A 13310-nucleotide genomic window follows, 5' to 3' on the forward strand; every position below is an offset into this window, starting at 1 on the left:
GCCACCGGCAACGACTGCTCGACCGGCAACGAGAACCGGACTGCCGGAGTACGCCACAGCCGCCTGCGGGCCGTCGCCGCGGCGGCCGTCGCCACGGCCCTGGGCGCCGCCGCCCTCGCCGCTCTGCCGGGCACCGCCAGCGCGGCGAGCAGCCTGTCCGTGCAGTACCGCACCAGCGCTACCGGCCCCACCGCCGACCAGAGCGAGCCCTGGTTCAAGGTGAAGAACACCGGCACCACCGCACTGCCGTTGAGTGACGTCAAACTCCGCTACTACTTCAAGTCGGATGCACCCGGCGCCACTTACCGCTTCGCCTGCTCCTGGGCGGTCAAGGGCTGTGCCCACATCACCGGCACCTTCGGCAACCTCGCCAACCCCACCGACACCGCCGACCGGTACCTGGAGATCGGCTTCACCGCCGGCGCCGGCTCCCTCGCCCCGGGCCTCGACACGGGCGACATGCAGCTGCGTTTCCACCAGTCCAACTGGCAGCCACTGCGGCAGAGCGACGACTACTCCTTCATCGCCGCCCAGACCGGCTACGGCGACTCCACCAAGGTCACCGCCACCCGCGCCGGCACCCTGGTCTGGGGCACCGCCCCCGCGGGCAACACCCCCACCGACCCGCCGACCACCCCGCCGCCGACCACGCCCCCGCCCGGCGGATCCGGCTCACTGTGGGACGACTTCACCTACACCTCCCACACCGATCCGAAGATTTCCGCCAACGGCTGGTCGGTACGCTCCAACTCCGGCGGCCCCGGTGTTCCCGGAGCCACTTGGGACCCCTCCAACGTCACCTTCTCCACGAGCGCCGGCAACACCGTCATGACCCTGGAGACCTCCACCAACGGCACGGCCTCGGGCACCGAACACACCGAGGTGCTCACGAAGTCGACCAAGTTCAAGAACGGCACGTACGCGGCCCGCGTCAAGTTCAGCGACGCCCCCAGGTCGGGACCCGACGGGGACCGCGTCGTCCAGACCTTCTTCACGATCAACGACCTCAAGGCCCCCATGGCCGACGACTACGCCGAGTACGACTTCGAGTACCTCCCCAACGGCGGTTGGGGCGAGCCGTCGAACATCCTCTACACGACCTCATGGGAGACCTACAACCCGGAGCCGTGGCAGGCGGTCAACGCCCACACCGAGAGCCGGCAGAGCCATGCCGGCTGGCACGACCTCGTCGTCACCATCGACAACAACGCCATCACCTACTACGTGGACGGGCAGGCCTTCGGCACCCACGACGCCTCCTACCTCCCCGAACGCCCCATGTCGATCAACTTCAACCAATGGCTGATCGACCTGGCGGGCCAGACGTCCACGACCCCCCGCGCGTACGAGCAGCAGGTCGACTACGTCCTCCACGTCAAGGACCAGGTGCTCACGCCCGCCCAGGTCAACGCCAAGATCGCGGCGTACCGGGCGGCCGGCACCGCCTTCGAGGACACCGTGCCCGCGAGCTGACCGCGCTTACGAGCGCGCGGACGGCGTCCCGAGGGAGGGGATGCCGTCCGCGGCTCCGTGTCCACCGGCTCGCAGAGCGGAGACGAGCCTGGTCCGCAGGAGCTGTACGGCTGGGGAGTGCAGGCCCCGGCGGGTGATGAGCCCGAGCCGGGCGTGCGTGGCGGCGTCGGTGAGCGGGACGGTCTGCAGGCCGTCGCCCTGTGTGGAGGACGAGCTGAGGACGGCGACGCCCGCACCGCGCTCGGTGAGACGGAGCAGGGTGAGCGGGGAACTGGCGTCGATGTCCACGCGCGGGTCGAGGCCGATCCGGTGGCAGGAGTCCTCGTAGGCGGAACGGATGCCGGTGCCCGGGGAGAGACAGAGGATCTTCTCGTCCCTGAGGTCGGCGAGGAGCAGTTCCGTCCGGTCGAGGGGGTGGCCGGCCGGGACGACGGCGACGATCGGCTCATCGAGGACCGTGCTCACCTCGAGGCCCGGGGCGACGTCGCCCGCATATCCGATCATGGCCAGGTCGAGAAAGCTGGAGAGGACCTGGGTCTGGAGGTCGTCGGAGTGGCCCTCGTGCAAGCTGAGCTCGATGCCGGGGTGGGTGCGGCCGAGGTCGGCGACGGTGTCGAGGAAGGCCGGGATCGAGCAGCCCGTGATCATGCCGAGGCGGACCCGGCCGCGGACGCCGTCGGCGAACTCGGCGGCGGTGTGCTGGATGGCTTCGAGGGTGGCGAGGGCGTTCTTTGCAAGGGGGAGAACGGCCTCGCCCAGCGCGGTGAGGCGGATCTGACGGCCGGAGCGGTCGAGCAGTTGCCGGCCCAGTTCAGACTCCAGCTTGGCTACTTGGGTGCTGATGCCGGACTGGCTGACGTGCAGGCGCCGGGCGGCGGCGGTGAAAGTGCCCTCGTCCATGACGGCGGCGAAGTAGCGCAGCTGGTGCATCTCCATATCCAGAAAAGATAGCTGCCATCGGATCCATCTGTTGGACGGATGGGTGGGGTGGCCGGAGGATGGAGGCATGACGACGAGGACTGCGCGAGAGCTTGCCGAGACCTACTTCGCCGCCTGGGAGGGGGGTGACTTCGAGACCCTGCGGGGGGTGCTGGCCAAGGACGTCGACTTCGTCGGAGCGCTGGGAACGGCGTCGGGGGTCGAGGAGGCGCTCGCCGGGCTGAAGGGGCTCGGCCAGGTGCTGGAGAAGATCGACGTGAAGGTGCGGGTGGCGGAAGGAGATGAGGCGATCACCTGGTTTGACCTGCACACAAGTGTTGCGCCGCCTGCGCCGACGGCGAACTGGATGCACGCAGAGGACGGGAAGATCACTCGGATCCGGGTGACCTTCGACCCCCGCGACCTGCTGGCGGGATTCGAGAGGCAGCAGTGAACGGGAGGATCCGGGCGCCACGTTGACGCGCGACACCGCGGTCACCCACTACCGTGCGGTGCTGCCCGTGCGGATGGCGCTGACCGTGACGCTGATGATCCTGGCGGCGGTCAGCACGGCCCCGTCGTCCGGGCCGCTTCGGCGTACCCGCCGTGCACCACCGGGTCGGCCGGTGCAGTGTGGGAGCCGGTGAAGTAGTCCGCGTCCTTGGGGCGGTCGGCGGGATTGCTGGAGCGGGGGGCCGGCACCAGGTGCGGTATGTACTTGGAGCAGTGGATGTAGGCCTCTTCGACGGTGAGGTGGACCCACATCTCAGGGTCGCGCCCTGGGCCGACCTGGTGGGGCAGGCCGGGCTGCGCGGTGCGGATGTCGGCGTCGAGGTAGAGCCGGGCAACGCCGTTGACGTGCAGGCCGACGTGATGGTGCGTGAAGTCGACGAAGAGCATGCCGAGGTGCGGGTTCTCGCTCATGTTTCCGGCACTGGCGAGCACGCCGTTCCCACGGAACTCCGGGTAGACGAGGGTGTGTTGGTCCAGTACACGCACAAAGCCGGGCGGGCCTGCCCGGAAACTGGCGTCGCATGCCCCGCGGGAGTCGGCGGTGGCCAGGAAGACCATGCTCTGGCGGTCGATGAACTCCTGCATCTCGGCCGTGAGGCAGGGGCGCACCTGTTGGTCGTAGAACCGGGCGGCGCGGTCGGCGCTGCCCATGCTCTGCTGCAGCTGGTGTTCGCCTTCTGATCCGAAGGGCGGCGGGGGGAAGGTCACGGGCGTTCTCCTGGCAGAATCGGCAAGCGTGTGGCTCAAGGAGCGGACAGGACGGGGGTCTCGAACGGGTCGTGGTGGATGCGCTCGGGCTGGGTGCCGTGCCGCGTGAGTGTCTCGCTGGCGGAGACCACCATCGGAGCTGGTCCGCTGAGAAAGACGTCGTGCTGGTACCACGGGCCGTACTCGGCCAGCACCTGCGGCAGGGATCCCCGGATACCGGGGATGTACTCGTGGGAGACGGCGCCCCTGATGGACAACCAGTGGTACTGCTGCGCCATTCGGAGCATGTCGTCGACCCCGTACAGCTCGGCACCGGTACGGGCCCCGAGGAAGAGGTCGACCTTGTGCCGTCCGCCACGCCGGGCGACTTCCTCGACGATCGCGCGGATCGGCGCGAGACCCGTGCCGCCCGCGACACAGAGCAGGTCCCTGTGGACGGCGGCATCGAGGACCATGTCACCCATCGGCGCACCGAGCTGGACCACGTCTCCCACAGCGGAACGGTGCACGAGCGCGTCGCTGACAGAGCCGCCGGCCACCGCGCGCACGTGGAAGGTGAGGGTGCCGTCGGGACGGGGCGCGTTGGCGGGGGAGTAGTAGCGCCACGATTTGGGCCACCACGGCGTTTCGAGGCTGACGTACTGCCCGGCGACGTACGGGTACGGCACGTGGGGGCGCACCGTGACCTCGGCGATGCCGTGTCCACGCTGGACCTTGTGCACCACCTTGGCGGGCCAGACGGCGGGCCGCTGGGCCTCGTCCTGCTCGGCAGCGCTGATCATGACGTCGGCGACCACTCCGTACGCCTTGGTCCAGGCCGCGGCGGTGTCCGCGGTCCAGGCGGGACCGGCATAACGGGCCAGAGATGCGAGGAGGCACTCGCCCACGGCAGGGAAGTGTGCGCTGAGGGTGCCGAACTTGCGGTGATCGCGACCGAGGTGACCGCAGAAGCGGACCAGGCTCTCCGGGTCGTCGACCAGGTCCACGATGCGCAACAGCGCACGCAGCAGACGGCCGCGCTGGGCGTCCATCCCCGGGGGAAACATCGGACGGACCTCGGGGTAGCGGGTGAAGAGGATCGCGTAGAAATAGACCGTCATGTCCGCGGCGAAAGGTTCGACGACGGAGACGGAAGCCCGTATGAGCGCTGTCTCGTGCGCGGAAAGCGGCGGCTCGGCGGTGGCTGGCTCGCCGCCGGCGGCGGCTTGGGAGGGAGCCGCGCGGGGGGCGGTGCCTTCCGTATGTGCGGGTGGGTTGGTGGGGCGTCCGATCCGGAACCTCAAGAGACCAGTGCTCCTCCTGCCGGTATGTGATCTGGCCCCCATCGTCCGAGGGCGGTGTCGTACATGAGGTCGCCGTCTCGCAACAAGCCGAGGGCGTGACCCTCACCCGATCTGTCTTCCGGGGGAGTGGCCGGCGTGGCGGCGACGGGGGCTGGCATGAGTACTCCTGGTGAGGTGCGGGACGTTGAAGCGCAGCAAGGGGTCCCGGAAGTTACGTGATCACGGGTGCGACTCAGAAGCATCGACGGGCCGCGACGACGGGCCCGGCCGGTTCCACGCTCGTCAATAGCAGCGTTTGGGGGCCAATTCATCATGGATCCAAGGGGGATTGCATTTGGGGACAAGACTGACCCCCGACCTGGGGAGCAGGTCGAGGGCCCCAAGAGGGGTGCGACGGCGCTGGCCGCGAGCCAGGCCTACTGCCGGAAGGCGCCGTTGACGTCTTCCTGTGCAAGACGTGCCTTGCCCATGGCCTGCTCTGCGTGCGCCTTGCTTTTCCCGGTGCCCTGCATCGGGACCTCCTCGTGATGTACCGGATTCTGGTCGTGACGACCCTCCTGCTCGCGATCGGTACCGACAAACCCCGTACCGGGTGCCGACTTCGCTGCTCAGGTCGGTGCCGTGGACGCGGTCGCGGAGTATCGCGGCGGGCTGCGGGCCTTTGGCCCCGGTCTGGAAGGGGACGTCGATGAGCGTGATGCTGGCAGCGGAGCAGGAATCGCTGGCCAAGGCCATCGGTTCCTCCTTTCCTCCAGAAACTCCTCATGTTGTGGCCGCGGCCATCCTGTGCGACCAGGCCGCAGCAACACTCCTCCTCGCGGGCCGACGCTCCCACAGCGATGCCCAGTACGCGTACCTGGAACGGTTCTGCGCCGAGGTCGGCATGGATGTGCCCCACCGATCAGCACCGACGGGAGGCTGTACTTCCGCGGGGGAGGGAACAGGTCCGCTCGGGTCCACACCGTTCTTCGGATCGTGCGGCCGGGCGAAGACGACTTCGCGAGCTGGGAACTCAAGGCCCGGGAGGAGGTAGCCCGTGCCAACCCGTTCCCGGAGCGGATCACCCATGCGCAGCGGGCTGTCCTGGAGCCCTTCAAGGTCAAGCGCCGCCCCTCGCGAGTCGACCGGGAAGCGCTTGAGGACGCTCTCGACACAGCCGCGTCAGCGAGCGACATGCAGGTGCTGCTGGAGCGGCACCCGTCCCTCCTCGCGGCAACGGTCAAGGGGAACCACGGGACGTGGGTCCTCCGCCAGGTCCGCCTGGGCAGCGAGTACGTGCCGGACTTCCTCATGGCGAGCGAGACCTCGGCCGGCGTCGGCCGGCACCTGGTGGAGCTGAAGAGTCCGAAGGCGCGCCTGACGAACCCAGGTAACCAGCGAGAGTCACCGACGCTACGTGCGGCTCTCCACCAGATCCACGATTGGCGGGAGTGGCTCTCCGAGAACCTTCCGGCAGCACAGAAGAAATGGCCTGGCATCACGCCCCAGTCTCCCGGGGCCTGATCATCATGGGCAGGGAAGACCCCACGGGCCGGGCCGAAGGGATCCGTGATCGGATCTCCCGCGAATCCCGCATCGAGATCCGAACCTATGACCGGCTCATCCGCGCCGCCGAAGGGCTCGCACACCTGGGCCTTCTTGATCTTGAGACGGAAGACCCGGACCTGAGCGCCTGGTTCGACTGGTAGCGCTCTCCGGACGCACGGCGAGGCGGCGGCTCGCGTAGTTCCGCGATGGCGCGGGCGCTCCGTCGGCGAGAGGGGGTCCCGACCGATCGCCCGGAGCGTGCCCGATCGCCGAGTGAAGAGTGAAGAGTGAAGAGTGAAGAGTACGGCCCCGCTCGCGCCGACCTGCCGCCGCCCCGGACCGGTACGGGACGACCCTCAGGCTTCCAGATACCGCAGCACCGCGAGGATCCGGGGGCTGTGGCCCTCGGTCCCGCGCAGCTCCAGTTTGTCGAAGACCGAGTTGAGGTGCTTCTCCACCGCGCTCAGCGAAAGGTGCAGCCGCCGCGCGATGGCCGTGTTCGTGCACCCCTCCGCGAGCACCTGGAGCACCTCCCGCTCGCGCGGCGTCAGCCGGGCCAGTGGATCGGCATGCGCGCTGCGCACCACCAGCTGCCGTACGACCTCCGGGTCGATCGCCGCGCCGCCCGCGTGGATCCGCTCCAGCGCGTCGAGGAACTCCTCGACCTGCGCCACCCGGTCCTTCAGCAGATAGCCGACCCGCTCCGCGCCGGCCGCGAGCAGCCGGGCCGCGTAGCTCCGCTCGACGTGCTGGGAGAGGACCAGGACGCCGGTCCCGGGCAGCCGTTCGCGGATCTCGACGGCTGCCCGTAGCCCCTCGTCGGTGTGGGTCGGCGGCATCCGGATGTCCACTACGGCCACGTCGGGGCGGAGTGTCTCCGTCTCGGCGACCAGCGTCACCGCGTCGCCGAAAGCCCCGACGACCTTGTGCCCCTCTTCCACGAGAAGTCGGGCCAGACCCTCCCGCAGCAGGGTCGAGTCCTCGGCCAGGATCACACGCACGGCAGCTCCGCGATGATGGTGGTGGGTCCCCCGAGGGGGCTGTCGATCCGCAGGACGCCGTCGAGCGCGGAGACCCGTCCGCGCAGCCCGGTCAGGCCGCTGCCCGCCGGATCCGCGCCGCCCCGGCCGTCGTCCTCGATCCGCACGGTGAGCGGGCCGCCGGGCGGTCCCGCGACCCGCACCGAGACGGCTGAGGCGGCGGAGTGCTTGGCCGCGTTGGTGACGGCCTCGGAGACGACGAAGTACGCGGCTGTCATCACCGGGCGGGCGAGCGGCCCCGCCACCTCGTACGCGATCTGCAGCGGCAGCCCGCACCGCTGCGCCACCCCGCCGAGCGCCTCCTCCAGGCCGAGGCTGTCCAGCGCCGACGGGTACACCCGCCAGGCCACCTCGCGCAGTTCGGCCAGCACCTCCTGGGCCTCAAGGTGCGCCTGGCCCAGCAGTTCCGCTGCCCGCTCCGGATCCCGCTCGCCGCCCCGGCGCGCCCGCCCGATGAGCATCGCGAGCGCCACGAGCCGCTGCTGCACCCCGTCGTGGAGGTCCCGTTCGATCCGCCGCCGCTCCACATCCACCGCCTGCACAACGGCGGCCCGGCTGAGCGAGAGCTCGTCGATCCGGCGCCGCAGCAGCTCCCGCTCCGACGGCCCGAAGCACTCCCGGGCCAGCCGGGCGTCGTGCGCGGTCAGCGCAAACAGCCCCTGGAGACCGAGGAAGAGCAGGACGCCCCCGAGAACCAGCTGCGTCAGCAGCTCCGCGGTCCCGATGGACCCGCGCACCATCCCGCCGGCCAGCAGCCCCGCAAGCACCAGGCCAAAGCCGAGCAGCGCCAGGACGACCCCGCACATGAGCCCCGACCAGGACCGGACCGCCAAGTACCGGACCACGCCCTCGCCCCCGTACGTCTCAGGGAACCGGTCGCCGAAGAAGCAGGTCCGCCGCCTGCGCTCCACCTCCACGAGCCGCCGGGCGCCGGAGGCGAAGACACCGAGGGCGTACGGCCGCGTTCGCGGCCACAGCAGGAAGGCGCCGAGTGGCACCCCGGCGAGCAGCAGGTACAGCAGGCCGGCCGGCGCCGTCAGGCATCCGGCGAGCACCCCCACCGTCCGCCGGACCGCCGATCCCGTTCTCGCGCCGCCCCGTTCGCCCCCGCTCACGCCCCCGCTCACGCCTCCACCCTATGCGCGCCGGTGGCGGGCGGCCGCCCCGCGGGCCCGGAGCCGTACCGTCAGCCAGGTCGCGCCGGCCGCGAGGACCAGGACGACGACGGCCTTGGACGCCACGCCTACGTACGACTCGACCAGTTCCCAACGGTCTCCGAGGGCGTAGCCGGCGAGGACCAGGACGCTGTTCCAGGCCAGGCTGCCCACGGTGGTGAGCACGAGGAAGAGAGGGACCGGCATCCGCTCCACCCCGGCCGGCACCGAGATCAGGCTGCGGAAGATCGGCACCATCCGGCCCAGGAGCACCGCCTTCGCGCCGTGCCGCCGGAACCACGCCTCGGTCCGCTCAAGGTCCGAGACCTTCACCAGCGGCAGCCGCGCCCACAGCGCGTGCATCCGCTCCCGGCCGAAGAGCGCCCCGATCCCGTACAGGGCCAGCGCGCCTACGACCGAACCCAGCGTCGTCCAGAACAGGGCGGAGGCGAGGCTCAGCACACCCTGCCCGGCGGCGAAGCCGGTCAGCGGCAGGATCACCTCGCTCGGCAGCGGCGGGAACAGATTCTCCAGGGCGATGGCGAGGCCCGCGCCCGGCCCGCCGAACGTGTCGACGAGGCCGGCCGCCCAGCCGGCGATGCCGCCGGCGGGCTCCTGGGCGAGAGTGGTCGAGAACGGCGTCATGAGCCCTCCAGGTCTCAGGGGAAGGTCCGCCCGGCGGACCGCCGGACGACCCTCCCCAACCTAGGAACCGCAGCTCGCGGCCGGTATGCGCGTTCCCTCCCGGCGCCCCTGCGGAAAACCGCAGGGGCGCGACGAGGCGCCAAGCGAGACTTCTGCGCCTGCAAGCCGAGTGATGGCGGCAGGGGAGCGGAACGAACATGCTGGTGCTGTTCGCTCTCTTCGCGGCAGGCGTCAGCATCTCCGGTCCCGCCCTGGCACAGGTGTCCACCCGCCTGGAACCGGTCCTTCCCGGCAGGCGGTCGACGGGCACGTCAAGGCAGCCGTTCTGATCGCCTCCGTCACCGCCGCGGTCCTGGCAGCCGCGCTGCGGCGCCGCAACGCCCCTACGAGCGCCTCGACGAGGAAGAGACCGTCGACGCGGACGCCGACGGCATCCCCGACATCCACCAGCGCGAGGTAGAACAGACCATCACCCGGCACATCTGACCGCACCGGAGGCACCATGGCGATCACCCTGCTCCTCATCGCCATGGTGGTGGCTGCCCTCGTCATCAGAACGGCAGTCGCCGAGATCCGCCGACCCGGCAGCGGACGCAGCCGGTGGAAGTTCCTCACCAACCCCCGGGCCCTCGCCACCGGAGCCCTCACCGCCCTGCTTCTCGGGCTCCTCGGCTGGGCAACCGCCGGACCCGTCGCCGCCGCCTGGGCCGTGCTCGCCGGCGCGCTCGTCGCCTACGTGGCCGGTAGTGGCGAGCGGGACGACTGACGGAAACGGCCACACCTGGCCGCCCTGGGGAGGCCAGTTCGGGTAGGTCGGTCTGCCCGGTCGCGGGGGTGCCCATACCGATTCCGGATCGGACCATGCCAGTGGCTGGCGACAGGATCCAAGAGCGCTGATCGAGTCACTGCTGGCCCGCCCGTGCTTCCGGTGAGCCTGACGGCTTCGTCACCGCGCACTACTCATGGGGGTGGGGTCCGCGGCCGACAGGGCGGGTGTACCGGCGTACGGGATCGCCGTTAGGCCAGGTCAGCTCGCCCTTCCGGTGATCACCGCCCCGCCGTCGGTCAGCCGGCAGTAGTGGACCTGTCGCAGGTGGGTGCGGGCCGCGCCGCGCTCGGAGCCTCCGAGCAGCAGCAGGCGGTCGTCCCGGACGGCGAGGCCCGAGCATCGGCGACGGGCAGCCTCCGGAACCGGACCGGCGGCTCCCCGGACCGGGGAACTACGCAGGTACCCCTTCTCACCGCCAAGGGAGCACCGTGCCACCGTCCGTTGTCCACCGATCACCAAGTACGCCCCTGCCGACCGCGACGAGCGTGGGCTCTGCACCGGTGTCGAGGACACGGTCAGCGACCACGGGCCGGTGGAAGCGGCGTACCCAGGGCGATCGCGGCCTTCGCGGAGGCCTCGGGCAGCGACCGGCGCTGCACGGAAGCCTTGGCCCGTACATGGGAGCTCGGCCTCTTCCCAGAACCGCTGACGGCTTCGCCCTACGCGGCGGAACGTGAGGAACAGGAAGTGACGGAGGCCGCCGATGAGGGGTTCTGGGCGGGCGTGCACGCCGACGCGCGGGCGGCCTGCGCCCTGACCCTGAATCTCGACGAACGCCACCCCCCCCCGCTCTGCGCCGCCCTGCCCGACAGCGACGGCGTGTTGAGAGCCCGGTGGTGACTCGGCCTGACGCCGCGTGGGCAGCTGCTGCTGTGCATCCAAGTTGCCCTTTCGGGCCAGGTGTCGTGCTCAGTGGCAGGTCTTGTGACTGAGCGGCGTAGTCGGTTCTGACCGCGCTTCCGTGATGCCTACGGTCGAAGGAGGACGCGGATCTTCAACAGAGCGCATGAGCCTCGCCCGTGCACTTGCCACTTGATCGTTTTGACGGGTGAGGGCAGTGGGGACGGCTCGGCGGCCCCCCTTCAACTTGCCGACTGCGGAGTGCGGGACGACCGGATGGGGTGACCGTCGGGGCCGTCGGTGAGCCAGGAGCCATCGCCCAGCGGCTCCAGTTCGTACGGGTTGGTCGACCCGACGAGAATTTCGCCGACGACCGTGCCCGTGCTCACCTCGACCAGGTGGTGGCGGAACCACTCCTCCTCGTCATCGCTCTCCCCGCCCAGGGTGACGACAGCCGTGTCCGGGCTCAGGTAGCCGCCGCACCATTCCACGAACGTCTCCTCCGGGTCGTACCCGAAGGCCTCGACGGAGAGTTTGAAGATCACCTCGCCGCTGGGGTGGTGGTGGAAGCTGACGTCTGCCTGGCCGTGATCGACGGTCATGAACTGCTGCCCGCCCGGCGCCAGGTCGATCAGGCAGCGGTCCCACCACGGGTACGTCACGAACTCCACCTCGCCGTGTGCCCCGGCTTTACCCCGAAGAATGACGGCACCGTCCTGGCCCTCACCGATGTCGAGGTAGATGCTGCCGTCCACGGGGTGCACGTGGTGGCCGGCGCCGTGCCCGACCGTCTCCAGCTCCCGGCGCGCGAGGACCGCCCCGCTGTCGGCGTCGTACACGACCCACTGGTCCCCGGCCCCACGTCCCGCCATCGCGTCCGGTCGGTAGACCCATACAGTCCGGCCGTCCAGAGACAGCACGCAGCCAGGCCGGTGGCCGTGGAGCACGTCGGAGTATGGCTCGAAGTCCGAAGCCCACGCCACGTCGCCGGTGCGCGTGAGGCAGACGACCCCGTTCAGCGTCGTGTACACGACTCGCTTCAGATCGGGCTGGACCGCCGACTCCACGATCTCGTCGCCGGCCCGCGGCTGGAACACCGCGGCGGGTTCCAGCGTCCCGAATGCGCCGGGGGCTGTCAGGTAGGCACGGATCTGCCCGTCACGGTGGCGCGTGATGACCTTCGGAGTGCGCGGAGAAATCATTCGCTGAGACTAACGCCCAGTTCAGGCCGACGGAGAGCCAGAGTGGAGTGCGCGCCGAGCGAGACATGCACAGGCCAACTACGTCTGGAGAAGAGGGCAGTCTGAGGCTGGATGACCAGATGGAACGTAGCGAGGCTGGGCCTGATCCACGGGGATGCCGCCGGCGGGCTTGACGCCGACCGCTTGACGCAGTGCCATGAATGCGGATGGAGGGGGTGCGCTATGAGCAACGAGGACAGCGACACCGGGAGCCCGGACGGCGATCGCCCACGGGACCCGTTTCGTCCGGGATTCGAAGACCGTTTCTGGCTGGTGCTGCTCGCGCTGATCGTGGCGGTGCTCTTCGTGGTCGGTCTCATGGGCGGGGATTCCGGAGGAGGGCACCCGGACGGGTATACCGGCTGGCGCTGAACGGTCGCGGTCGCGGTCGCGGTCGTGGTCGCGGTCGTCGGGGACTCGAGGAACTCAGAATGCCCTTCGCTCCGTCGGGCATCCGTACGACATGGCCTCGGTGGGCTGAAGGTTCAGCTGGTGAGGCTGAGGTGGTTGACGAGGTCCTGCTCGGAGAGGACGCCGATTTACGAGTTGTCGAGGTTGTTCTGCTGGTCGTTGTTGTTGATCCCGAGTCGGCGTCACGCCAACGGCACTGCCCGGCTCTCAGGGCGCCACGTTGCAGCGTCGGGCAATTTCCCTGAGGCGTTCGAGCTCCCGTCGCGCTGCCGTCGGGTGGGCGAGATCAAGGGCCATCCCGGCGCGGGCCGAGACATAGAGGACGTCCCGGCGCGTGGCGGCGTCGAGGCCGGGGGCGTTCTTGAGGCGGCGGCCCGTGACCCGCAGGAAGAGCGCGATGCTGTCGAGATCCTCGCGCAGCCGCACGGGAAGCACCGTACGCAGTTCGTCCTTGGAGTAGTCGCGCGCCTGCAGGTCCGCCGTGCAGGGTCCGGGCTGCACGGGAGCCCAGGGAAGGTCTGTCTCCCGGGCGTCGTCGTACATCTCCGTCACCAAGGCGCGTCCAGTGTCGAGTTCACCCCCGGCGGCTGCATTGCGGGCCGACTGCAACGTGGAGCGCAGTCGCGCACGGACCTGGGGATCCTCGCCAGTCCGGGCGTTCAGATAGCCGGACCACACCTCGAACGCCTTGCGTCGATCCCGTCCGGGCAGGGACGGCAGCGGACAGG

General features: G+C 70.0%; 15 protein-coding genes. 7 read left to right on the forward strand and 8 right to left on the reverse strand.

Annotated features, from left to right (window positions below; genetic code table 11):
• The first annotated feature begins 63 nt into the window (after positions 1-63).
• On the forward strand, positions 64-1473 hold the full coding sequence (locus IO30_RS0114355; RefSeq protein WP_031142930.1) for a cellulose binding domain-containing protein: 1410 nt from the start codon (positions 64-66) through the stop codon (positions 1471-1473).
• 6 nt (positions 1474-1479) lie between these two features.
• On the opposite strand, the gene IO30_RS0114360 is transcribed toward IO30_RS0114355, so the two are convergent.
• Positions 1480-2409: a LysR family transcriptional regulator gene (locus tag IO30_RS0114360; protein WP_031142932.1), complete on the reverse strand. Its 930-nt coding sequence runs from the start codon at positions 2407-2409 to the stop codon at positions 1480-1482.
• 70 nt (positions 2410-2479) lie between these two features.
• Between IO30_RS0114360 and IO30_RS0114365 the strand changes: the two genes are divergently transcribed.
• Positions 2480-2845, forward strand: coding sequence for a nuclear transport factor 2 family protein (locus IO30_RS0114365; RefSeq protein WP_031142933.1), 366 nt, complete (start codon positions 2480-2482; stop codon positions 2843-2845).
• Positions 2846-2955: 110 nt separating this feature from the next.
• Here IO30_RS0114365 and IO30_RS0114370 read toward each other — a convergent pair whose 3' ends face one another.
• Positions 2956-3555 (reverse strand): pyridoxamine 5'-phosphate oxidase family protein, encoded by a 600-nt coding sequence (locus tag IO30_RS0114370; protein WP_078904696.1) that lies wholly within the window; start codon positions 3553-3555, stop codon positions 2956-2958.
• Between the two features lie 92 nt (positions 3556-3647).
• Complete coding sequence (locus tag IO30_RS0114375) at positions 3648-4712, reverse strand: globin domain-containing protein (RefSeq protein ID WP_031142936.1); 1065 nt, start codon at positions 4710-4712, stop codon at positions 3648-3650.
• Positions 4713-5870: 1158 nt separating this feature from the next.
• Here IO30_RS0114375 and IO30_RS40450 point away from each other — a divergent pair.
• Complete coding sequence (locus IO30_RS40450) at positions 5871-6398, forward strand: Shedu anti-phage system protein SduA domain-containing protein (RefSeq protein WP_051902243.1); 528 nt, start codon at positions 5871-5873, stop codon at positions 6396-6398.
• A gap of 5 nt (positions 6399-6403) precedes the next feature.
• Positions 6404-6583: a hypothetical protein gene (locus IO30_RS41925; RefSeq protein ID WP_157853261.1), complete on the forward strand. Its 180-nt coding sequence runs from the start codon at positions 6404-6406 to the stop codon at positions 6581-6583.
• 195 nt (positions 6584-6778) lie between these two features.
• Here the strand turns inward: IO30_RS41925 and IO30_RS0114390 are convergent, their stop codons facing one another.
• Genes IO30_RS0114390 through IO30_RS0114400 form a run of 3 tightly spaced genes read right to left on the reverse strand, consistent with a single transcriptional unit; the run spans position 6779 to position 9261 of the window.
• Positions 6779-7423 (reverse strand): response regulator transcription factor, encoded by a 645-nt coding sequence (locus tag IO30_RS0114390; protein WP_031142938.1) that lies wholly within the window; start codon positions 7421-7423, stop codon positions 6779-6781.
• Positions 7414-8589: a sensor histidine kinase gene (locus IO30_RS0114395; protein WP_051902244.1), complete on the reverse strand. Its 1176-nt coding sequence runs from the start codon at positions 8587-8589 to the stop codon at positions 7414-7416. The genes IO30_RS0114390 and IO30_RS0114395 overlap by 10 nt, the downstream gene beginning before the upstream one ends.
• Before the next feature lie 9 nt (positions 8590-8598).
• On the reverse strand, positions 8599-9261 hold the full coding sequence (locus tag IO30_RS0114400; protein ID WP_031142942.1) for a DedA family protein: 663 nt from the start codon (positions 9259-9261) through the stop codon (positions 8599-8601).
• A 502-nt stretch (positions 9262-9763) separates the two neighbouring features.
• Here IO30_RS0114400 and IO30_RS0114410 point away from each other — a divergent pair.
• Both IO30_RS0114410 and IO30_RS46965 read left to right on the forward strand, forming a co-directional pair.
• Positions 9764-10027: a hypothetical protein gene (locus IO30_RS0114410; RefSeq protein ID WP_031142943.1), complete on the forward strand. Its 264-nt coding sequence runs from the start codon at positions 9764-9766 to the stop codon at positions 10025-10027.
• A gap of 669 nt (positions 10028-10696) precedes the next feature.
• Positions 10697-10930: a hypothetical protein gene (locus IO30_RS46965; protein ID WP_237403262.1), complete on the forward strand. Its 234-nt coding sequence runs from the start codon at positions 10697-10699 to the stop codon at positions 10928-10930.
• Positions 10931-11172: 242 nt separating this feature from the next.
• Here IO30_RS46965 and IO30_RS0114420 read toward each other — a convergent pair whose 3' ends face one another.
• Positions 11173-12132, reverse strand: coding sequence for a hypothetical protein (locus tag IO30_RS0114420; RefSeq protein WP_031142945.1), 960 nt, complete (start codon positions 12130-12132; stop codon positions 11173-11175).
• Between the two features lie 222 nt (positions 12133-12354).
• On the opposite strand from IO30_RS0114420, the gene IO30_RS0114425 reads away from it, so the two are divergent.
• Positions 12355-12543, forward strand: a complete 189-nt coding sequence (locus IO30_RS0114425; RefSeq protein WP_031142946.1) for a hypothetical protein — start codon at positions 12355-12357, stop codon at positions 12541-12543.
• A 246-nt stretch (positions 12544-12789) separates the two neighbouring features.
• On the opposite strand, the gene IO30_RS0114430 is transcribed toward IO30_RS0114425, so the two are convergent.
• The gene (locus IO30_RS0114430) at positions 12790-13137 is read right to left on the reverse strand and encodes a hypothetical protein (RefSeq protein ID WP_237403261.1); all 348 of its coding nucleotides are present in this window, start codon (positions 13135-13137) and stop codon (positions 12790-12792) included.
• Positions 13138-13310: the final 173 nt, after the last annotated feature.

The organism is Streptomyces xanthophaeus, from assembly GCF_000725805.1.
In the GTDB taxonomy this organism is placed as follows: Bacteria; Actinomycetota; Actinomycetes; order Streptomycetales; family Streptomycetaceae; genus Streptomyces; species Streptomyces xanthophaeus.

What these genes read in the sequence shown, in the direction of transcription:
- IO30_RS0114360 (WP_031142932.1), bottom strand. Translation starts at nt 2,409, where the DNA reads ATGGAGATGCACCAGCTGCGCTACTTCGCCGCCGTCATGGACGAGGGC.
- IO30_RS0114365 (WP_031142933.1), top strand. Translation starts at nt 2,480, where the DNA reads ATGACGACGAGGACTGCGCGAGAGCTTGCCGAGACCTACTTCGCCGCC.
- IO30_RS0114370 (WP_078904696.1), bottom strand. Translation starts at nt 3,555, where the DNA reads ATGGGCAGCGCCGACCGCGCCGCCCGGTTCTACGACCAACAGGTGCGC.
- IO30_RS0114375 (WP_031142936.1), bottom strand. Translation starts at nt 4,712, where the DNA reads ATGACGGTCTATTTCTACGCGATCCTCTTCACCCGCTACCCCGAGGTC.
- IO30_RS41925 (WP_157853261.1), top strand. Translation starts at nt 6,404, where the DNA reads ATGGGCAGGGAAGACCCCACGGGCCGGGCCGAAGGGATCCGTGATCGG.
- IO30_RS0114400 (WP_031142942.1), bottom strand. Translation starts at nt 9,261, where the DNA reads ATGACGCCGTTCTCGACCACTCTCGCCCAGGAGCCCGCCGGCGGCATC.
- IO30_RS0114410 (WP_031142943.1), top strand. Translation starts at nt 9,764, where the DNA reads ATGGCGATCACCCTGCTCCTCATCGCCATGGTGGTGGCTGCCCTCGTC.
- IO30_RS0114420 (WP_031142945.1), bottom strand. Translation starts at nt 12,132, where the DNA reads ATGATTTCTCCGCGCACTCCGAAGGTCATCACGCGCCACCGTGACGGG.
- IO30_RS0114425 (WP_031142946.1), top strand. Translation starts at nt 12,355, where the DNA reads ATGAGCAACGAGGACAGCGACACCGGGAGCCCGGACGGCGATCGCCCA.